The sequence below is a fragment of the Nitrospira sp. genome, assembly GCA_037045225.1.
Lineage (GTDB): Bacteria > Nitrospirota > Nitrospiria > Nitrospirales > Nitrospiraceae > Nitrospira_A.
On record JBAOHZ010000009.1, the window covers coordinates 2,672,670 to 2,694,415 of the forward strand.

17 protein-coding genes are annotated in these 21,746 nt (G+C 55.5%); 15 read left to right on the forward strand and 2 right to left on the reverse strand.

What is annotated here, in order from left to right:
- Window positions 1-95: 95 nt before the first annotated feature.
- Both V9G17_13360 and V9G17_13365 read right to left on the reverse strand, forming a co-directional pair.
- The gene (locus V9G17_13360) at window positions 96-719 is read right to left on the reverse strand and encodes an outer membrane beta-barrel protein (GenBank protein ID MEI2753585.1); all 624 of its coding nucleotides are present in this window, start codon (window positions 717-719) and stop codon (window positions 96-98) included.
- Between the two features lie 93 nt (window positions 720-812).
- The gene (locus V9G17_13365; GenBank protein MEI2753586.1) at window positions 813-3,080 is read right to left on the reverse strand and encodes a hypothetical protein; all 2,268 of its coding nucleotides are present in this window, start codon (window positions 3,078-3,080) and stop codon (window positions 813-815) included.
- Between the two features lie 167 nt (window positions 3,081-3,247).
- Here V9G17_13365 and V9G17_13370 point away from each other — a divergent pair, with 167 nt between their 5' ends.
- The 15 genes from V9G17_13370 to V9G17_13440 all read left to right on the forward strand — a co-directional run bounded on the left by V9G17_13370 (window position 3,248) and on the right by V9G17_13440 (window position 21,718).
- On the forward strand, window positions 3,248-4,627 hold the full coding sequence (locus tag V9G17_13370) for a lipid II flippase MurJ (protein ID MEI2753587.1): 1,380 nt from the start codon (window positions 3,248-3,250) through the stop codon (window positions 4,625-4,627).
- A gap of 66 nt (window positions 4,628-4,693) precedes the next feature.
- Window positions 4,694-5,371: a hypothetical protein gene (locus V9G17_13375; GenBank protein ID MEI2753588.1), complete on the forward strand. Its 678-nt coding sequence runs from the start codon at window positions 4,694-4,696 to the stop codon at window positions 5,369-5,371.
- Window positions 5,372-5,398: 27 nt separating this feature from the next.
- Window positions 5,399-6,445 carry a glycosyltransferase family 9 protein gene (locus V9G17_13380; GenBank protein MEI2753589.1) on the forward strand — a complete coding sequence of 349 codons (1,047 nt, stop codon included), beginning with the start codon at window positions 5,399-5,401 and terminating at the stop codon, window positions 6,443-6,445.
- Window positions 6,446-6,449: 4 nt separating this feature from the next.
- Window positions 6,450-7,763 carry a hypothetical protein gene (locus tag V9G17_13385; GenBank protein MEI2753590.1) on the forward strand — a complete coding sequence of 438 codons (1,314 nt, stop codon included), beginning with the start codon at window positions 6,450-6,452 and terminating at the stop codon, window positions 7,761-7,763.
- A 49-nt stretch (window positions 7,764-7,812) separates the two neighbouring features.
- Window positions 7,813-8,862, forward strand: a complete 1,050-nt coding sequence (locus V9G17_13390; protein MEI2753591.1) for a glycosyltransferase family 2 protein — start codon at window positions 7,813-7,815, stop codon at window positions 8,860-8,862.
- A gap of 157 nt (window positions 8,863-9,019) precedes the next feature.
- Complete coding sequence (locus V9G17_13395) at window positions 9,020-10,180, forward strand: DegT/DnrJ/EryC1/StrS family aminotransferase (GenBank protein ID MEI2753592.1); 1,161 nt, start codon at window positions 9,020-9,022, stop codon at window positions 10,178-10,180.
- Window positions 10,177-10,770: a sugar transferase gene (locus tag V9G17_13400; GenBank protein ID MEI2753593.1), complete on the forward strand. Its 594-nt coding sequence runs from the start codon at window positions 10,177-10,179 to the stop codon at window positions 10,768-10,770. The genes V9G17_13395 and V9G17_13400 overlap by 4 nt, the downstream gene beginning before the upstream one ends.
- Before the next feature lie 154 nt (window positions 10,771-10,924).
- Complete coding sequence (locus tag V9G17_13405; GenBank protein ID MEI2753594.1) at window positions 10,925-12,895, forward strand: nucleoside-diphosphate sugar epimerase/dehydratase; 1,971 nt, start codon at window positions 10,925-10,927, stop codon at window positions 12,893-12,895.
- A 157-nt stretch (window positions 12,896-13,052) separates the two neighbouring features.
- Window positions 13,053-14,615: a capsule assembly Wzi family protein gene (locus V9G17_13410; protein ID MEI2753595.1), complete on the forward strand. Its 1,563-nt coding sequence runs from the start codon at window positions 13,053-13,055 to the stop codon at window positions 14,613-14,615.
- Between the two features lie 90 nt (window positions 14,616-14,705).
- Window positions 14,706-17,321 (forward strand): SLBB domain-containing protein, encoded by a 2,616-nt coding sequence (locus V9G17_13415; protein MEI2753596.1) that lies wholly within the window; start codon window positions 14,706-14,708, stop codon window positions 17,319-17,321.
- A gap of 15 nt (window positions 17,322-17,336) precedes the next feature.
- The gene (locus tag V9G17_13420) at window positions 17,337-18,569 is read left to right on the forward strand and encodes a GNVR domain-containing protein (GenBank protein ID MEI2753597.1); all 1,233 of its coding nucleotides are present in this window, start codon (window positions 17,337-17,339) and stop codon (window positions 18,567-18,569) included.
- A 103-nt stretch (window positions 18,570-18,672) separates the two neighbouring features.
- Window positions 18,673-19,689, forward strand: a complete 1,017-nt coding sequence (hpnH, locus tag V9G17_13425) for an adenosyl-hopene transferase HpnH (protein ID MEI2753598.1) — start codon at window positions 18,673-18,675, stop codon at window positions 19,687-19,689.
- Between the two features lie 101 nt (window positions 19,690-19,790).
- Window positions 19,791-20,180 carry a hypothetical protein gene (locus V9G17_13430; protein ID MEI2753599.1) on the forward strand — a complete coding sequence of 130 codons (390 nt, stop codon included), beginning with the start codon at window positions 19,791-19,793 and terminating at the stop codon, window positions 20,178-20,180.
- A 283-nt stretch (window positions 20,181-20,463) separates the two neighbouring features.
- Window positions 20,464-21,003, forward strand: coding sequence for a carboxypeptidase-like regulatory domain-containing protein (locus V9G17_13435; GenBank protein MEI2753600.1), 540 nt, complete (start codon window positions 20,464-20,466; stop codon window positions 21,001-21,003).
- A 211-nt stretch (window positions 21,004-21,214) separates the two neighbouring features.
- On the forward strand, window positions 21,215-21,718 hold the full coding sequence (locus V9G17_13440) for a c-type cytochrome (protein MEI2753601.1): 504 nt from the start codon (window positions 21,215-21,217) through the stop codon (window positions 21,716-21,718).
- Window positions 21,719-21,746: the final 28 nt, after the last annotated feature.

A 21,746-nucleotide genomic window follows, 5' to 3' on the forward strand; every position in this document is an offset into this window, starting at 1 on the left:
AGGAAACCACTGTACGTTACCCGGGTGGTTCTGTTGATGGGTTCGGTAGCGTATTTGCGGCTATTGAGAGCGAAGTCCTGGGAAAGACAGGTTCCTTATCGCCCGAAATGGTAGGAGATGCCAAACATGAAGAGGTTGGCGCGGTAGTCTGCCGTGATGTCGCTGCGGTTGAAGCTGAACTGGGCGAAGTTGTACTTGTACTCGATGAAGGGGGCGATCGACTCGGTCACATAATAGCGAATACCGGCCAAAATATTAAAGCTTGGGGCGAAAGACGCCTCTGGTCGGAAATTTCCGTTGGAGATATTTCCTACATTGAGGCCGATGCCCAGGCCGGCATAGGGCTCGACTTTGTATTGATAGCCGGTGACACGGACCAAGGCATTAAAAGCCAGCGAGTGTACCATCAAATCGGCACCAGGGATCGTGCCCGAGAGTCGAGGGTTGCTGGACGTCGGCAAGGTTTGCTGTTTGATGCCGGGGGTGGAACGGTACGCGTCCACTTCAAGCCCGAACCAGTTGTAGCCGCGATCGTTAAAATAATGGCCGATCTTGCCTCCGTAAAACAGGTCTTTCTGGAGGGACATCTTTCCGGCATCGGTGGTGTCAAAGGTGGGGGCGTTCAGGCCGATCCCTGCGCCGACGTAGGATTCGGCGAACGCATGCATGGGAAGGCACGACATGATCAGGAATAGAATACCGACCGACCAGCGACCCATCACCCCTCCTCTCACTGACCAAGGATTGACCCAAAAGGCAACCAGGTGCTACTCTAACGGGCTTCATTCGAGGTGGCAAGAGAGAAGTGCGTCTCAGTGGGTACACGATGTCTCGCTCTGATGGAGCAAGGTTGGCCGCAGACAATATCCTCGCCAGGTAGACTGATCCCAGGACCAATTAAGCAGCGCATACTCGGTGTGTGAGACACGATTTTCGATCACCCGTCCGAATCCGCCGATGCGGAGGACGAATCCTGCGGGTAAGGCGACGTCTTTCACCAGGCCGAATTCGGTAAAATCGCCTGCATAGTAGGCTGGGTCGCCGCGCTCCGTGACGAAGTGTTCTCCTCGCCACAAGGTGATATAGGGGCGCCACCCATCGAGATTCAACCCCGCTGTCAATTGATACCCGCGACCACGGACGATCGGGGAACCGCTTTGCGTCGGCTCATTCTGGCTAGTCAGGTAGAGGGCCATGACATCGATTTCGCGAAACCACGAGAGCTGCGACCAGTACTGCCTGGGTTGAAACGTGAATTGAGGTCCGAAGGCCGTCAAGAAATTGTTGCCGGCTGGCCGATCACGCGGAATGCCCGGTCCGAAAAATGTCCTTGATTCAGAGTATTGTGCACCGCCGGAATGGGACCAGTAGACTTGGCCGTTGAATGCGAAGTGACCGGCTGCCACACGTCCGGCGTAGCCCACATCGAAGCGTTCTGCCTTCTGGAAGGTCTCGATTTGATTCCAATTAATGAAGACGTCTTGCTGGTAGTGTTTTCGGTTCATGAGTAACTGGAAGCCCTGTTCAATCGGGCGGGTGAACAACATCGTATCGTTGAACAGCGCGTCCACGAAGGGATGGTTGCGATGAAGGGTGCCGGCTATCAGCTGTATATCTGGGATCATTTCGTATTCGGCAGACAGAATCGGCTGTACGGTATGAAACCGTTGGGTAGCTCCCACCGGTAGGCCGGTGAAAAAGCCGGCGTTAAGCGTCAGCTGTGGACTGACTCGGTATTGAAGCACCGGAGAAAGGTATTGACCGGCAAAGGTGTGATCGGAGACGGGCACTCCACCGACCTGGCGCATGCCGGGATAGGCAATATTGTACATGTAGGTCAAGGCGTCCAATTTGGCAAAGAATCGGCGTGTTGTTTCGGGTTCTTCGCGATCGCCAAACGGCCGTGAGAGAGAATTCCAGACGTCTCCAATCAGGTCCGCGTGATTGGTGTCCCAGTTCCAATTGAATACAATATATTCCTGATTCACCCACTTGAAGGTGTCGCGCGTGAAATAGGTGCGGCTATCTTCGGTAAAAAATGCCCGGATGCGTCGAGCTTGTGCTCCGAACTCGATGGACGCGCGGTTGCCCAAGCGGATCGTCTTCGAGAGACCGATTTCTGGAAAGTTGCTTGCCCGGAACTCTGGATCGCCCTGCTGGCTGAGGAAATTGCGGCCTTTCCAGAAGGCAAGGTACGGACGCCATCCGGCCAGATCGAGCCAGGTTTGGAGTTCGTATCCTCGCCCGCGGGTCGCCTCTGTGCCGGCCTCCGTTTGGTTGTAACTCGTCAGGTAGGTGAAGCGGATGCCGAGCTGATTCCACCAGGGGAGCGCCGGGAAGTAGCGGGACGGTTCCAGGACCAGCTCGGGGCCAGCGGCGATCACGAGGTTGTCGCCAGCTTGGAACGACCGGTCGAGTTTGAAGAGGGCCTGCCCGTTGTGTACCCAGTGGGTTTGTCCATTGAAATGCAGGGGGCCAAACTTCAGTTGCCCGGCATATCCGACATCGAAGCGGTTGGTTGCGGAACCTCGAAAAGCCTGTTCCCAGTTGATAAACAGGTCTTGCCGATAGAACTCGGTATCCACTAGCATTTGAGCCCCTTGTTCTATGGGGCGCAAGAAGCGATTGCCCCGGTAGAACACGGCGTTATGGAATTCTTGGTGCGGGACGTGAAGGGTACCGATCACCGCGCTGATTTGTTTGGTCGGCTGGTAAGTGAGGCGCAGGATCGGACGGACTTGGGAAACCTCGGTCTCATGCCCGAATGGCATATTGGCAAACACGCCGAGCTCAGCCTCGAGGGTGGGGAGCAGGCGTTTGTAGATCGAGGCGTTCACGAGGGTGCCGATGAGTGTGGTGTCGCGCCCCAGCCCATTGGTGAAGGTATTGTCTTCCAACCCCTGTTTTTCGAGATTGAGCGCGAAGGTGGAAACGGAGAAGCGCATGTCGACCAGATGGGGAGTGGTTGCCTGCTCAGCTTCTTCGGCGAGGAGCGGATCGTGGCAGAGCAAGATGATGAGCGCGAGCAACCCTGCCCGGAATGGGCTACAGGGAAGGCGATGTGTGGCCAGGGATTTCACGTTCGGGGGCCGATGATAAGAATCGGGAAGGTGCCGCGTCAATTGCTATATGCACCTCGGCGAGTGGAGCGAGTGCAACGATTGGGCGCACTCGTCCACCGAATTTAAAGAGATGAGTGCGTGTCGTCGATCCAGGGCTACAAGAGTTGGCTTAGGATCATCGCGTCGTGTTGCACGCGATCTATTTCGAGAACAGTAGGGGCGCAACCTCGTTATTTTTAATGAGTATAACGAAAGACATTCTCAGGCATTGGGCACTCACAGCACAAATTGTGCTCAATATACTGATTGGATACCTGTTCATAAAGTTTCTAGCCTCGAATTGGGGAGCGTCAGCGCACAAAGACGCCTTCGACGTTGCCTATTCAATCCCTTTTCTGGTGATAAGCGTGAGTGGTGTCACCTTCCTTGAGGCGATCATAACTACCCAATTTTCAAGTATGCGTAGAAGTGAGGGCGTTAGAGCCAATGCGATGTTCTCAGGCATGCTCAATTACCTGCTGGCATTTTCGGCATGTGCGATATCGCTGAGCGTTATCTTTGTGGCTCCGTTTACGGAGTTGCTCGCTCCTGGGCTCCAGGAATCTGCCCAGCGTGAGGCGCAACAGCTCATTCTCCTGTTCATGCCACTGGTGGTTGTTTTGGGGGTGGGGTCACTTCTGAGTGCCATCCTGACGGCGTATGAAGTACCCGTCGGCAATGAGATATATCAACTACTCAGCCGAGTCGGGCTCATTGGCGGATGGTTGATTTTTGGATACACGCCCTCTCTCAATGAGACAGCAATATCATTGTGCGTGTCTGGCTTCTGTGGACTTTTCTTCGTGTGGATCATTTTTAGCCGGGTTACCAAGATTCAATACCAACCAGGTCTGAGTGCCACGAATGCTGAGATCCAGCACGTTCTACGTCAAGGGGTTGGGCTGTTTCTCACCTCCATTTTGGCTCAGGCGGCGTTAGCATACATGCGAAGACTGGGGTCTCTGGATGGGGTGGGAACCATCGCTGTGTTGTCGTATGCCTTGGCGCTGATCTATCCTCTTACGATATTAGCTGCCAAGCCAATCGCCTTGATCATCGGGCCTCGCTATATCCGCTATATGCAGTCTGGTGATGTCGCGTCTGCCCAATATATTCTATTCGCCACTTGTGGCGGTCTACTGTGCCTCACGGTGTTGGTAGGTGCAGTAATTTATGGCAATGCACAAGAAGTCATTGAGTTCGTCCTTGGCGGTGGCAAGTTCGACGCGTCCGTGGCGAGTGCGACTGCAAACCTGTTGAAATTGGCCATTTGGGGATTACCTGCTGAGGCGATTTCGAGAGTGTTGTTGGTACCACTCTTCAACGATGGCCGAATGCATGCGGTGTCCGTGATCTATTCCAGTCGATACATGCTGCAGATGGGCTTGAGCTATGCGTTGTTCAACTCGGTGGGGCGAAACGGTCTTGTTTGGAGCTATGTTGTCGCAGTTGGGTTTCAAACGCTGCTGGAGGCCGGCTACCTCTCTTACGTCGTCAGGCAAAAAGTGCGATTTGCTCGTAGTTGAAGCCATTCCGGATCCCGTACTAACGAATGGCCATGGCACGGTAGCTGCTTCATTCTGATCGTGACAATGGAAGATCCGACCCTATATCTGTTGCTCGCGGTGCTCACCGGTATCGCTGCGATTCCCTTTGGAGCTCTATTCCTCAAAACGAGGAAGGATATCTTCGAGCCCGTGTATTGGGCGTCGGCATTTTTTCTTTTACTCTTTGTGGTGCGAGCGATCTTCGACCTTACCCTTGGATCGGCATTTCTCTCCCCACCATTTGATCACCAAACAGTGCAGGCGGTTACGCGGGCAATACTGTATCTGATTCCTAGTTTGATCTGTTTCTTCATAGGGTACTATTCGAATTTCGGTCGTTACGTAGCTCGGATGCTGCCTTCGTTGCCAGTAACTTGGAACAGCGAGCGAGTCAGCCTTCTCTTGCCGTTGCTCATTTGTGTGGGACTCATTTCTCAGTTCTTCCTCATCCAGCACTTGGGGGGATGGTCCGACTTTCTCGATGACAAGCAACGAGCCCTCACCGAGCCCGGACAAGGGTATTGGGCGGCGGGAGTGTCGCTGATTCCGCTGGCATTCGGGGTCGCTTTAACTAGATGCCTAGTAAGTAACACCGGGTGGATTCTGACCTGCGCGGTGTTATTCCCTCTCGTTCTAGTGCTCGGTCTAATCTCGGTGTCAAAAGCGGCATTTTGGGGGCCGTTTTTGAGCAAACTAGCAATGTGCTGCGTATTAGCCTCCTAATCAGAATCGTCGATTGGTTGAAGTGACATGAGGAAAGTTCTGGTAGTTCAGACGTGGGGTATTGGAGATATGGTCATGACTACTCCAATGCTGCAGGCTCTGCGGGCCGAGTTGCCGACCGCGCATGTGACTGTTGTGGCTGGTTCATTTGCAGCTGGCGATGTGATTCGAGACTCTGATCTATGCGACGAAGTGAGGGTCTTCTCATTTCGAGAGAGCTCAGTATTAGACATACTTATGTTTTTTGTTCGTCTTCGATATGAATGTTTTGACGTCGGAATTGTCGCAAGTCGGCTTTCACCGAGGATTGCTTTCCTATTAAGGTTCTTGTCTGGGCTGAAGGTGATTGCCGGTGATGGAATTGGTCGTAGGGGGTGCGGGTATACGCATTGGCGCCTCGCAAAACCTCCGAATCATCGGAGCTCCGACAATATTGACATCCTGAGATTGTTGTTTCCCCGTGCAGGAATTGACAAGAATTTGCCTGCAAGATTTAAATTGAATCAGTGCTCAGAAGCCGAGGTAGCAGCCGAATGGAGACTTCGTGGGCTTGAGGGGCACACTGTGTTGGGCTTGCATCCGGGCTGTGGATTGTATGAACAGGTTAAGAAGCTTCCAGAGGAATGGTGTTGGGAAATTATTTCAAAATTCTTGCTCGACTACCCCGAGGGAAAGGTCGCTCTATTCTTTGGCCCCGAAGACGGTATCTTTGGGATTAGATCACAGGATATCTCGGGCAAAGTAGTCCGATTTCAGGGCATGCCTTTAGGCCTTGTGGCCGCCTTGATAGCTAGGACCAATGTTTTCCTGTGCGGTGATACTGGGTTGGGGCATGTTGCGGCTGCAGTTGGCGTGCCAGTAGTGACCGTAGCAGGGCCTACGAGAATTGATCAGACGCGGCCATTGGGGAATAAGAATCTAGTCGTAAAAACAGAGCATACGTTGTCCTGTATGCCATGCTTCGAGACCTCCCTCTTTTTGAAATGTCCGATTTCGCAGAAATGTATGACTTCGGTTTCGATACAGAAGGTAGGTGATGCCATAGCAAGTCAGTTGAAAGTAGTTGAGGCGTAGATCCGTGGAAGCCGTTGCAGTCGTACTATTTGCATTATTTGTGGCTCTTTGTCTTCGTGTATTGGCAAGAACCAGATCCGTTAGCGTCCTTCTATTGCTCATCTTATCTTATAACTACCTATTGCACGGTTATGTCGTTGTCTTTTTTTATGAGGCTTTAGGGTACAGTTTGGGAGACTATTGGTACGATGGTTTCCCCTACTTCATTTCCTACGATCACCACTATTGGGGTGCGGCGGTGGTGAGCCTCCTATTTGCCAATACTTATTTGTTGGTCTGGAGCATTCTGCCGCTGCGGGAGCACCGCCTTCACAAAATGCAAGACGACACACTTTACTTGCGAGGGTGGCCATTACTTATTCTGGGCGTTGGGACTTTTGTAATCGGTATCCTGCCCTGGATTGATTTTGTTTTAACCTATCTCCGCAGTGGTGAATCGGCTTATCTGGCATTCAAGTCTGGAGAGCAATTGGGCGCCTATGTTGGATTGCTGAAATGGATGTTGAGTATTACCTCAATGAGCCTCTGCATTCTTTTCGTCGCAGGAATTGGATTAAGCAACAGATTAGTCATCCCAACAGGCCGATTATTTGCGATATTTTGGGCGCTAGTGATCATCAGTGGAGTGCTCCTTTTCGGTTCTATGATGGCGTTAGGGGATAGAGTGACGCTCTTGGAGGGAGGCCTGGCGGCGGTAGTTCTCGCGAGTTTTCGTGGAATTCGAAGCGCGCGAGCAATCTTTCTCGTATTGCTATTCGTCGTTCCTCTTATCGCCATTGGTGTGTTCCGCGAAGCGAAGGAGTCTGCTGGACCATCTGAGCTTTTGAGCGAAGCGGTGGGCCAAATCGTCGTGAATGCTGAGTCACGGACGGCATTTTCACAATATATTGTTATGTCAAATCGGATTGAGCCATACCCGGGAGGATCCCTTACCTATCTCACGCAGATCATGTTGCCGCGATTTTGGGCAGAAGACCGACCGGAAGAGGGCCCATACGAGCACTATGCAGCGGCCGCCGGGCTGCCAGCGCGTCTTGGATGGGGTATAAATTTAATGACGGATTGTTATATGAATTATGGGCTAGGCGCGACGGTAGTCGCGGCGCTATTGCTAGGAGCTCTTCACTGGGGAGCATTCAGGTTTGCATGCGTCAGTGTAACGGGTCAGTTTGTTTTTTCAGGGCTTGTTGCAGCCTATCCTATTTCTATTCGTAGCGGAATTCCTGGGCTTAAGGGAATGGTAATGGGCATGGGTCTTGGCTATCTGTTATGCATCGTGTCATGCAAGCGCGGCGTTCGAATGACTATGAGATCCTAATTGCTTCTTTCGGTAAGGGCGAAAGCCCTTTCATGGATAAGCTAGGTTGATGGTCAATATTATTACTACTCCATTCATTACGATCATTGTTCCTTGCCGTAATGAAGTGCGCTTCATAGGAAGCTGCCTTTTCTCCATCCTTGCCAATTCGTATCCGAAGGATCTGGCTGAAATTCTTGTGGTTGACGGGCTGAGTGATGATGGGACGCGAAAGGAAGTCGAACGAATAGCCGCACATCATCCATCGGTAAGAATGCTGGATAACCCAAAACGAACGACTCCTGCGGCCTTGAACGTGGGGATTCAGCAAGCCAAAGGAGATGTCCTCATCCGGATGGACGCTCATGCGACGTACCCTGTCGATTACATATCAAAGTTGGTAGAGTGGCAACGCAAAACGGGCGCGGACAATGTCGGAGGCGTACGAATTGCGGTTCCGGCTGATCAAACGCCCATGGCCGTTGCCATTGCTCGTGGTGTGTCACACCCCTTTGGCGTCGGGACGTCGCATTATCAAGTTGGGCTCACTGAACCTAAACGTGTGGATACGGTATGGGGGGGGTGCTTCAAGAAGGAGCTGTTCAAGACGGTTGGCCTGTTTGACGAGCAATTCATCAGAAATCAAGACGACGAGTTCAATCATCGTCTCATTGGTCAGGGCGGGCGGGTGTTGCTCGTACCCGATGTATATGCCTTTTATGTGGCGCGAAACTCGCTGTCTAAGTTGTGGCGTATGTATTATCAATATGGATATTTTAAGCCACTCACTGCACATAAGCTCGGTAGAATTATGACCGGAAGGCAACTGGTCCCCGCCATCATGGTCTTGGCAGGAGCGTTTTCTTTGGCCCTGGGGGTGTGGCTTCCCAAGTCGCTTTTTTTATTCTTTAGCTTGGCAGCCACCTATTTGCTCGCAACACTCGCCCTAGGTGCCCAGATCGGCATCAAAGATGGGTGGCTGTGCGGTCTCTGGATGCCGGTTGTTTTCTTGACGATTCATCTCAGTTACGGAGTTGGATTTCTCCAACGCGTGCTGACCCTGTGGTGCTTGCCGAAGCAAGGCGCTTTCGATGGGGCCACAACACCTCTCTCACGATAATTCACGAACCTCATTGATGCTGGTTGGTTGGGTATGGGCCGACACCAATCGAAATGGAGACGGATCGCCTCTGCTTCTTGGATGGCCTGTCATCTCTTGAGCTTGCTGCCGTTTCTCCGCACACACTACGTCGGGACCATCCGGAAGATGTGCTGCGATGAATGAGCGCTGGATTCCTTTCCATGCCCCCTCGATCGGCGAAGAGGAAATCGCGGCAGTGGGTGAGACTCTCCGGTCAGGTTGGCTTACGACAGGTGGCAGAGTCAGAGAATTTGAGGAGCAGTTTGCTAGACGGGTAGGAGCTAAGTATGCGGTGGCCACGAACTCGGGAACGGCCGCGCTCCACATCGCCTTGGAAGCGCTCGGTGTTGGCGTGGGCGATGAGGTGATGGTTCCGACAATGACCTTCGCAGCGACAGCAGAGGTGGTCCACTACCTGGGGGCAAAGCCGGTTTTGATCGATTGTGAGTCGGCTACACTCAATCTAGACCTCAATGCCCTTGACCGCGCCATAACCAGCCGCACCAAAGCCATTGTGCCCGTGCATTTCGGCGGGTATCCGTGTGAAATGGATCAAATTCGTGACCTTGCTCAGCGACACCAGTTGGCTGTGGTTGAGGATGCAGCCCATGCGTTCCAAGCGCAGTATCGAGATCGGCAGATAGGGGGCATCAGTGATGTCACGTGCTTCTCGTTTTACGCCACCAAATCCCTCACCACAGGAGAGGGAGGGATGGCTACTACCGACAATGCTGCACGGGCTAATCACATGCGTTGTATGACGCTGCATGGGATCACGAAGGATGCCTGGAATCGCTATACGGCCGCCGGGTCATGGTTCTATGAGATTCAATTTCCCGGGTTTAAATACAACATGACCGATATTTCTGCAGCCATCGGTCTTGTTCAGCTGGAGAAATCCGATCAGTTTCTCATTGCACGGACGGAGATTGCCGCAATGTACAGCGCGGCCTTTGCCGACCTCCCGGAGCTGCACTGCCCTCGGGCAGAAACTCATGTGGATCATGCCTGGCACTTGTACGTCATTCAATTAGAGTTGAGTCGATTGAGAATTTCGAGAAACGAATTTATCGACGCGTTGAAAAAGGAAAATATCGGTGCATCGGTTCATTTTATCCCGCTCCACCTGCAGCCCTATTATCGGAAGACGTTCGGCTACCGATCCGAGGATTTTCCTCAGGCCAGTGCGGTGTTTGATCGAATTATTTCCCTCCCTATCTACCCGAAGATGGCCCAGGAGGATGTGCAAGCAGTGATTCGTGCAGTACGGACTGTTGTCGCACAATACCGGCGGTGATCAAGCGCGGATTCGATATCTTGATCTCCACGCTGGGAATTGTTCTTCTCGCGCCTGTGTTTGTGACTATAGCACTGCTGGTCAGAATCGATTCCCCTGGGCCGGCGTTTTTTCGACAAGAACGAATAGGAAGACACTTTCGACCGTTTAAGATCCTCAAGTTTCGTACGATGATGCGGGCCAAATCCGACGATCTGCGTCTGACGGTGGGAGAGGACAGTCGAATTACCGAGGTCGGACGATGGCTCCGGCGATCCAAACTGGACGAACTCCCACAATTGTTTAATGTCGTCGCAGGGGATATGAGCTTGGTGGGCCCGCGTCCGGAGATCCCCCGCTATGTCGAGATGTTTCGAAAAGATTATGAGGAACTGCTTACCGTTCGGCCAGGGATTACCGATACGGCCTCGATCGTCTATCGCGATGAGGCTGCCATTTTAGGCAGAGCCCAGGATGCGGATCAGGTGTACGTTACGATGATCCTCCCCGAGAAAATTCGTCTCGCCAAGAACGATCTTCGCCGGTCGTCCGTTTTCGTTGATATCTTCATCATCGTGAAAACATTGATGGGTACGAGGCGGCACGGCTGAGTGTCGGATGCTCCGGTGCAGCCCGGTGACCGTGGCAGGCTGGTCTATGGCCAGTCCCGGTCGGGGGCTGGATTCGATCATTCAAGACAAGGTATCCTGCCAACCCGAATGATGAAAGTTGAGTCCGACGAAGTGGGCTCGCCGGGGATATCTCATGGGTCGTGAGTTCTTTATCTCGTTCTCCGCGGGCCAGCGGCGCCTGCTGTTGTTTGCCGGCCACGTAGGACTGTCAGTGCTCTCGAACTGGCTGGCGTTTCTACTTCGCTTCGATGGGAACATTCCCGCACAGGAATGGGACCTGTTCGTGGCCATGCTTCCGCTCCTGCTGACGATCAGGGCGCTCACCTTCTACCTCTTCCGGCTCTACGATGGAATCTGGCGGTATACGAGTCTCTGGGATCTCCGTAATCTTGCGCTGAGCATCGCCGTCAGCTCGTTGTCTTTTGCCGGGGTGGTGCGATTCGGGCTGGAGATGCGGGCCTATCCGTCTTCGATTGTTGTCATCGATGCGTTGCTGCTGCTGTGCCTGCTGGCCGGGCTGCGAGTCCTTCCTCGTTTGCTTCGGGAGGCGCGCTGGCTTGGGACCGATGGGAAGCGGGTGCTGATCGTGGGTGCCGGAGGTGCCGGAGCCATGATCGTGCGGGAAATGCGCAGCCATCCTTCCTTCGGTTATCGACCGATCGGGTTCATTGACGACAATCCGGTAAAAGTCGGGCACCGCATTCATGGGGTGAGAGTCCTGGGAGGCAGGGAGTGCCTGCCCCATGTCATCGCAACGCAGAGTCCCGACGTGGTGTTGGTGGCGATGCCGAGTGCCGAGCCCGCTGCGATTCGGGTGGTGGTGAAGGCGTTGGAGCCGTTCCATCTCCCGATTCAAACGCTCCCGAACTTGCGGGATCTGTTGCAGTGCCGGGTGGCGGTCAGTCAGATACGGAATTTGTCCATCGAGGACCTGTTGGACCGGCTCCCTGTCGATCTGGATCCTGAACCGCTTCGCACACTGGTGCGGGGGGAGCGCGTACTGGTGACCGGAGCCGGCGGGTCGATCGGCTCGGAATTGTGCAGGCAGATCGCCGGACTGGATCCTGTCTCGTTGGTATTGCTGGATCGCTCTGAGAACGGCGTGTTTGCGGTGGCGAACGAATTGGCGTCGGCCGGGAGAACGATCGTTGTTCCGGTGATCGGCGATGTGACCGAGGTCGGCCAGATGAACCGGTTGTTTGCCGAGTATCGCCCGACACTGGTGTTTCATGCCGCTGCGCATAAGCATGTGCCGCTCATGGAGGGAAATCCCTGCGAGGCGGTTTTGAACAATGTCGGCGGGACCAGGGTGGTCGCGGAAGCCGCCCATCGACATGAAGTGGATCGGTTCATTCTGATCTCGACCGATAAGGCGGTGAATCCGGTCAGCGTGATGGGGGCGAGCAAGGGGGTGGCGGAGCTGCTCGTGCAGAGGTTGGCCCGAACGTCCCGGACGGTGTTTGCCACCGTGCGATTCGGGAATGTGTTGGGTAGCAACGGCAGTGTGGTCCCGCTTTTTCTGGAGCAGATCAAAGCGGGCGGGCCGGTGACGATTACGGACCCGAACATGCGTCGCTATTTCATGTTGATGACCGAGGCCGTCCATCTGGTGCTCCAAGCAGCGCGGTTGGCCAGGGGCGGGGAGCTCTTCGTTCTGGAGATGGGCGAGCAGATCAGTGTGCTCGAGATGGCGCGTAATCTGATTCGTCTCTCCGGATTGGTTCCCGACAAAGATATTCTCTTGACCTATCTTGGCTGCAGGCCGGGCGAGAAACTGACGGAGGAACTGGTTGCCGGTCACGAAACGGTGGAGGCAACCTCAGTGGCCAACGTGCTCTGTATCCGGCCTGATCCTGCGCGCGATCTCGCTCAGTTGTCCGGGCTCGTGGCCAGACTGGAGGAATCTGCGGCGGAGGGCAATGTGTCAAAGGTCCTAGCGCTCCTCGGGGCCATCCTCCCCACCTACGGCCCGGCGGGCACATCGTTGATCCACGAGGGGGGCGGCGAGACCGACGGCCCCTTGTCCGAAGACCCTAGCCAGTCGCCTACCGGTATCGCAACGGTCGCCGGCGTGGCGCCGAATGTTCCACACAGGCGGGAATGATGCGTCGCCACCCTGCTTTGGCGGAGAGTCCGGCCTCAGGACTCATGGTCATACCCTCTCTTGTTGCTCCAGCTCGGCCTGCCTTGTGAAAATCTGTCGCCGTTCATTCGTACTTAATCTCGGCCTGGTGCTGTGGCTCCTTCTGAGTGGAATTGCCATGGCCTCCAGCAATGTGCCGCTGCATCACTGGAGTTATGACGCCATTGAGCGCCTGATTGCGCTCGGGGTGATCGACCGCGCGTTGATCGGTGCCAAACCGTTCAGCCGTATGCAGGCGGCGCAATATGTGACTCGCGCCATCGAGCGGGTCCGCGCAGATGAGGTCGAGTTGGACGGGCGAGAGGCGATTGCCGAACCCCTTCTGGAACGATTGCTCGTGGAGTTCCGTCCGGAACTCATTCGTCTGGGCACCGTCCGTGCGCGCTCCGACGATCACACCGGTTCGTTACGGTTCGGTGCCCGTGTTACGTCGGAGTTCGATGCCTCCTCCATCGGCGGCGGCCAAACCGTGCGGTTCCGTGAGAATCGCGGCGGGGAATATTCGGTGAACGGCGTTCAGAATCAAACCGATGTCCGCGCGTGGGCCGAATTGAGCGACTGGGCCGCGGTGATGGTGCAGCCGAAGTTCATCAGTAATCGCCATCTGTTGGGGCTGGGCGCGACGAACAATAGCGACAATTTCTACCTGCGCGAGTTCAGCCTCAAATTGAGTTACGCGAACATTGCGCTCGAGGTCGGGCGGGGGACGCAATGGTGGGGGCCCGGCTATCACGGGTCGTTGTTGCTGACCGATCACGCGTTTCCGATGGAGATGATCAAGCTTGGCACGGAGCGCCCGTTCCAATTGCCGGGAGTTCTCAGCGGGCTTGGCGACTGGAAGGTCAATGCGTTCCTCGGACAAATGGAACGCAATCGCGATTTCTCACGGGCCCGAGTGTTTGGCCTCCGGATCAGCTACTTGCCGACTTCGTGGTTGGAACTCGGGCTGACCCGCTTGACGCAGTTTGGCGGACGCGGACGTGACCAATCCTTTCCGGAGACGGTGGTGGATACCTACATCCATCCGGCGAATCAGGGGGCTGACAAGGACGTCAATGAACAGGGGATGGCCGATTTCCGTCTCAGAATTCCGTCGATTCCCTACCTGATTCCCTTTCCTGCCGGCCTTCAGCTGTATGGAGAAATCGGGACCGAAGACAAATGGTCGCAACTTCCCATCCCCAGCCGGGCTGCGTTCCTGGGCGGTATTTATATTCCGCAGGTGTTCCAAGGCGATACCATGGACCTTCGGATCGAATATGCGGATTCGGACTATGGCCGGCGTCGGCACCCGGAGTTGGGGCAGGTTTGGTACAACAACGGGACCTACACCAGCGGCATGCGGCATCGCGGGTTTCCGTTGGGCCACCATATGGGCACCGACGCGACCGACTTTTTTGTACGCACCACCCGATATCTGACCGACACATTACAGTTGGGAGCGAACTTTAACCTTCAAGAGCGGGATCGCGGGCAGCCGGTTCATGAAAAGAAGCGGGAAGCGGCCGTGGATCTCACCTGGTGGTGGTCGAAAAATGTGCAGTTCATGGGGGGGTACACGTTTCAGCGCCTGACGAATCCCGGGCAGATATCAGCCATTACACCCTTTGCCGAAACCTTTGCCGCCGGCGTGACAGCAAAGAACCATTTGTTATGGACCGCCGTGGCCGTTCAATTTTAGCCGCACACGATTCGCGCTCGTTTGACTGAACCGGTGACTTTGGATTAGAACCTACAGTCGTTATCCACAGGCTGGGGCCGTCTCGATTCTATGTATAGAGCAATCAAAGAGCTGGTGCGCTCCGTCGGTCGTGATCCTGTGTCAAGCGGCTGGATGCGCATGGTGATTTGGATGCTGGTAGGAAGCATCGTGCTCCCTCCTTCTCTGCTGGCGCAGACGCTGACGAATCCCGTGCTGCCACCCTCGTCCATACCGTCAGCCGGCGGGCCGTCACTCGGTAACCAACTGTCGCCGTTTCTCCCATTTGGAAACTACGGGTTGCCGACTCCTCCCGGACAGGCCATCGTCACCAATCCGACGGCGACTCAACCGATTGTGCCTCAACATGCGCCCTGTCCGATTCCTACAGCCCCCGACCTCTCACCTGAAAACACGGTGCCGAATTTGAACGACTATTGGCCGATGGCGGCGAATAGTTTGCTGCCCACGTCCGTCGAGCAACGAATGCGGCAGGAGGAAGAAGAACGCGACCGACAACTGGAACGGCTACAGGCAGAAAAAGAGAAGCGTGGCCTCGAGTTGCAGAGTCAAGTAGAGCGAGAGAAGCAGGGCGTGTCTCAGTTGCAAGGGCTGCAATCTGCCGTGCAGGGGGCCACTGGTGGCATGCAGGGACAGCTTCAAAGTCAGATGAATCAGCAAAAACAACAGATTCAGCAAAAGCCGTTTACCGCCGAGTTATTGCGGCATCAGGATTTTTCAGTTGAAGAGGCCTTTGCGCAATTTTCGGTGCTGCAGGGAGTGAAGAGCCGCTTGAAGCAGTTCGGCTATGATTTTTTTGATGCCCATGCGGGTGGGTTTACCTCGTTGCAGGATGTGCCGGTGGGGCCGGACTATGTGATCGGCCCGCAGGATTCGTTGGCGGTTCACATCTGGAATGTGCCGGATCAAAACTTCAATCGTAGTTACATCGCTCCCGTCGAACGCGATGGGATGGTCGTCATTCCGCAAGTCGGCGCCATTCCGGTCGGCGGACAAACTTTCTCTCAGGCTGAACGCACTATCCATGCCCGGTTGAGCATGCTCTTGAAGCGCTTCGAATTGCATGTGTCGATGGCTCGTATCCGCACGATGAAGGTGTATGTCGTGGGAGAAGTGGCACGGCCGGGGGCCTATGAACTCAGCGCGTTGGCCACTGCCTCGAATGCGATCTATGCGGCTTGCGGTCCGTCTCGATCGGGCTCCTTGCGGCAGATTCGCATAATGCGAGAGGGGAAAACGGTCGGGCAGTTGGATCTGTACGAGTTCTTGCTGCAGGGTGATCGGCGGCAGGATAACCGCTTGCAAGCTGGTGATGTGGTGCTGGTTCCGCCGCTAGGGCCTGTCGTCGCTGTTAGTGGATCGGTGAAGCGCCCGGCTATTTATGAAATGAAGCCCGGCTCCCGGTTGACGGAATTGCTGACCTTGGCTGGAGGGCTGACGCCGTTGGCCGATCGCCAACGCTGTCATCTGTTTCGACAGGATCCGGCGTTACAAGAGCGGAACATGATTGACGTGGACCTCGTGCGAGCCTTCGCCTCACAGGGCTCGGAAAAAAATCGTCTGGGCGTTGAAGGCGGCGATCCGATTCTCATGGACGGCGATTATGTCCGGCTGGCGACGTTACCCACACAGGTGGTCAATGTCGTCAGTCTCGTGGGGGCGGTGAAAAGCCCAGGGCCTTATGAGTATCGCGCCGGGATGCATGTGAAGGATATTTTGTCTCCCGAGCAACTCACGGTTGACGCCTATGCCGATCGGGCGGAGATCATCCGCACTGACCCTGCGACCTACCTCACGAAGGTGATTCCCTTCAGCCCCAAGGCGGTGTTCGAAGGGCAGGCCTCGGACAACCACGTGTTGAGTCGATTGGATCAGGTGGTGATTTCGAGTCAACAGCGACCGCCGGCTTTGGTTTTGGTCGAGGGGGAAGTGCGGCGGGCCGGGTACTTCACGATTGAGGTCGGGGAGCGCCTCAGTTCGGTCTTGAAACGCTCCGGCGGGTTCACGCCCAATGCGTTTCCAAACGGAATCGTGCTCGTGCGTGAGTCGGTGAAGCTGAAGCAGCAGGCGGAGCTGGACCGGTTTATTGCATCGGAACGACAGCGGTTGACGGCGCAATCCGCCGGGATTGCCGCGGGCACCGCCGGATTAAGCGTCATGGCTGCCGCAGGCGGGACGATGGCCGAACAGCAGGTGTTGGCCTTGCGACTCCAACAGCTCGAGGCTACGGCGTCACGGATCGAATTGGGGCGAGTGATTGTGAGTTTGGATTCCATTGAGCGTTTGGAAGGGACTGAAGACGATGTCATTTTGGAATCGCGTGACCGCATCACCATTCCGACCCCTCCGCAAACGGTCGGCATTATCGGTTCCGTCAAAAACCCCAGCACGGTGGTGTATCGGCCGGGCTTGGAGTTGAATGACTATCTCCGCCAAGCCGGAGGCATCACAGAAGATGCCAACAAACGTGAAATGTATGTCATGCGAGCGAACGGAACGAGCGATTCTTCTTACCTCTCCGCGAAGGAAATGCGTCCGGGGGACACCATTGTGGTGCCGCAGAAAATCGAAGCGCGTCCGCCTCAGTTGGCTTTGTGGCAGACGGTGGCGAGTATTATCGGCAGTCTGGCTCTGACCGCGGCCGGCATTGCCGTGGTTGGTCGCTAGTCGATCGGAACGCTCATGGATTGGCCTTCAGATAGCCCCCACGCCCTCCTGGATCCACCCCGCCCTTCGACCGACAGGCCTGCTGCCGAGAATTCGGCCACGCTGTTCGACTACTGGGATGTGCTGGTCGCCCGGCGGAGGATGATTATCGGTTTCTGCAGTTTGTGCGTCTTCGTCTCCCTCGTGGTCAGTCTCCTGCTTCCCAAGGTCTACGAATCTGCCTCGTCCGTCCTGCCGCAACTGGAGTCGAAGGAAGGTGGGGCATTGGCCGCCTTACTCGCTTCTCCAGCGGCTGGCGGGATGGCCCAGAATCTTGGGCTTGGTTTGCCCGGGCTGCCGACCACGCCCACGGATGTTTTTGTCTCAATTTTGAAGTCACGTTTGATGGCCGATGAGGTTATCAAGAAATTCAATTTGATGGACCGTTATCGAGAGCCCTCGATGGTGGATACTCGGAAAGCACTGGATGACCATCTGCGGATTACCGTGACCAAGGAAAAGGTGATCAAGGTGGTGGTGGAAGACGAAGATCCGCAGGTCGCGGCGGATATGGCGAATTTTTATGTGGCGAATCTGGACCGTTTAAATCGCACGGTGACGGTGAGTAAGGCCGGACAGAATCGCGCGTTCCTCGAACGTCGACTGACGGAGACCATGGAGAGCATGGCCAAGGCTGAGGATGCGTTACGGGATTTTCAGGCGAAGAACAAGACGGTGGCTGTCGAAGCGCAAGCCAAGGTCATGATTGAAGCCGCAGCCATCATCCAGGGTCAAATCACGGCGCAAGAGGTTCAACTGCAAGTGATGGGGAGCTATCTCTCCCCAGAGAATCCGGACATCGCTCGAATCCGCTCGAACGTGGCGGAACTGAAGAAGCAGTTGGCCACAATGGGCACAGGAAGGGATTCCAAGGGAGTGCTGTCGGGAGAGCGCCTACATCCGGCTATGGTGGCTGTGCCTGATTTAGCCCTGCAGTTCGGCCGCCTCTTTCGACAAGTCAAAGTCCAGGAGACCCTCTTTACCCTGCTGACGTCCCAACATGAGCAGGCCAAGATTGCTGAGGCGCGGGACACGCCGACGGTGCAAGTGCTCGATCCGGCTGTACCGGCAGACAAGCGGACTCGCCCGCGGGTGTTGCTGAATGTGGCTGTCGCGGGGGTGCTGGCATTCGTCGTCAGTATTTTTGTGGCGTTTTTCCTCGACTATCGCGCGCGGGTTCGTCAGTTGCCGACCTTGACGAGAAATTGACGATTTTTCAATCGCAATGGTAGAATCCGCGCGATCTCTCTGCTAGAAGGCCGGAAGTCTGAGTCGTAGGTTACATTCACATTCACCAGAATAGGAGTGCGGGATGGCTGTGCCAGTCTCCCAGATGTATACAGTGACCAAGTACGTGTTGACCCAGAAGCTTCGGGGCGTCAAACGGTATCCGCTCGTGCTCATGCTCGAGCCCCTGTTTCGTTGCAACCTCGCGTGTGCGGGGTGCGGCAAGATTCAATATCCGGATCATGTCCTGGACAAGCGGTTGACCCCGGCCCAATGTTGGGCTGCGGCGGACGAATGCGCGGCGCCCATCATCAGTATTCCGGGCGGTGAGCCGCTGATCCATCCCGAGATGCCCGAGATCGTGCGGGGACTCGTGGAGCGTCAGAGGTACGTGTATCTCTGCACGAATGCCATTTTGATGGAACGAAAACTGGATGAATATCCTCCGTCAAAATTTTTGACGTTCAGTGTGCACATGGACGGCTTGCGAGACGAGCACGACCTGGCAGTGTGCCGTGACGGGGTGTACGACGTGGCGGTCAAGGCTATCAAGGCGGCGCTCAAGCGCGGCCATCGCGTTACGACCAACACGACCCTGTTCGACGATGCCAATCCCGAACGCGTCCGGAAGTTCTTCGATGAAATGATGGGGTTGGGCGTCGAAGGAATGATGATCTCGCCGGGGTATAGCTACCAGAAAGCCCCGGACCAACAGCATTTCCTGAAGCGCGGTCGCACGACCGAACTGTTTTCCAAGATTCTGAGCAATCGGAAGCGGGGGTGGCAGTTTAACCAATCGCCGCTGTTTCTGGAGTTCCTCATGGGCAAGCGTGAGTATCAATGCACGCCTTGGGGGAACCCCACGTATAACGTGTTTGGCTGGCAGCGGCCCTGCTATTTGCTCCAAGAGGGCTACGCATCAAGCTTTCGAGAGCTGATGGAGCAGACGGATTGGGATTCGTATGGCACCGGGCGCAACGAAAAGTGCGCGGATTGTATGGTGCACTGCGGGTATGAGGCGTCAGCGGTGGAGGATACCTTTGGGTCCTTCTCCGGCTTTACTAAAACCGTGAAGATTACCCTGCTTCCGAATGCGCGTTAGTTGGGGCCTGGACACGTGTGATTTCTGCAGTCGTGAAGCGGTTCGGTCGCTGAGCCGGCCGAACGCTTCACGCATCACCCTCTAGATGATATGAGACATCTATGACCGACGCAAAGTACCATGCGCCGGAGGCCGGCAGCCTTGAAGGCCGGACCTTTCGGCCGGCTTCCCTTCCGGAGTTGAGAGAGGCGATCGAGCTGGCATTTGATTATCGGGGAGACGTCACGGTTGAGCTCAAGTCGGGGGAGCGTGTGACGGGGTATCTCTTCAATCGCACCGCGACCGGCGAGCAGCCCACCTTGGAGCTTTTCCCAGCCACGAGCAGCGGAATGCTGACGATTCCGTTTTCTGAGGTGGTGGCGATTGCCTTCACCGGCGAAGACACGGCCACAGGGAAATCCTGGGAAGCGTGGATCACGAAGAAGGAATCCGAGCGTCAAAAAGAAATCGATCGGGTGACGGCAGACGCCAAGTTGCGCGGCCATCTGTGAGCCTCTGCGTCTGCGCAGCCTGATCGAGCTCCGGTGTGTGGTGTGTCGCCGCTCCTTCCGCGCCAGTGGCCGCAATCGTTCGGTTCCTCTCCCCAATGTCCACCACGTATTTCCTCGGTGCTCCCTCCGTTTGACTCCATCCATTTGTTGACAAAGAGGGGGGGCTATGCTAGAAGAGTCGGCCTCAAAATTGGCTCTGATTCGTGTCGATGAGGCCTCTCGCGGCAAGTCTTCGGACGGGATGTTTGTGAGGCCGAAAACCAGTCCGGCACGGATCACACGTATGCGATGGCGGAGAGTGATTAGTAGAAAAACCGCCCATCATGGCGCGCTGCTTTTGTGGTTGATCGCAGCGTGGTGTGTGCCATCGGATGTGTTCGCGAGTCATGCCGCCGACCATCGATATACTGTCGAAGGGTTTGTGTGCGGAAAAGATGGCCGTCCCGGCGCCAATATCGAGGTGCTGGTCAAGGATACGCGGATCACGGTCGGTCAGACTGTGACCACGGATGGTGACGGGTACTATAAAGTTACCCTGCATCTTCATAACGATAATGTCGGCGACCCGCTCTTGGTTGAGGCCGGTGGGGAGCAAAAGAATTATAAGATCCAGTTCGATCCCAACGATCTGGAGACGGAACGCAAGCTTCGGGTTGATTTTGGAAGTGGGTGTGAGCGCGACCTTGGTCCTCCGCAGTGGTTGTTGTACGGGCTGGGGGTCGCGGCTGTTGCTATTGTGGGATGGATTGGGCTAAAGATCTCCCGCAAGCGGATGCGCGAAGAGCAACGGCGAAAGAAGGGACAGGGCAAGCGGCAGAAATAGGGTGCGGTCCGTGGGGCATTGTTCCTCGCCGGATCGAATAGCAAGAAGTAGGCGGGGAAGTCCAAACGTGACCTCGTTGTATTGTGAGTCTTGACGCTTTTGCTGTGGCAGCTCGTTGCGCCGCAGGGAAGCGTCTTTTTTTTCTGTCGATGGTAATGGGTGTCGGCGCTGGAGAGGGCGTCGGCATGAAGAAAGGAACGGGGGCTTTTTTATGAAACATGCAGGTATGAAGAGCTGGGCGTTGATGATCGGTATTGTTGGGTTTGGGTTGGGCGTTGTCGGGTGTGGTGGGGGTGAGGGGGGAGGCGAAGGCCCTGTGGTTCCGCCGCCGCCTGCTCCTGCGGAATATGCCGATAAGCACATGCCGGCCGGTTGGTGGACCGATCCGAAAATCGTGGAAGAGGGGCGTGAGCTGTACATCGGCGGCAAAAATCCTGACGTCAATTGTGCCAGCTGTCATGGTAAAGATGGCAAGCCGGTGAAGGCGGGCGCTCGTGATTTTCGCAACGGCGATCGCATGAAGTTGTATTCGGACTCGGTCTGGTTCTGGCGCATTTCCGAGGGCGTTCCCAACACGAAGATGAAGCCATGGAAGAGCAAGCTGTCCGAAGAAGATCGTTGGAAGATTGTGGCGTTTGAGCGGTCCTTCGGCTTGGCGGGCAAGGGCTGGGATGCCAACAAGAAGGATTGGGTTCCTGCTGATCAGGTGAAGTAACCCACTCCGGGTTCGGTTTGAATCATGG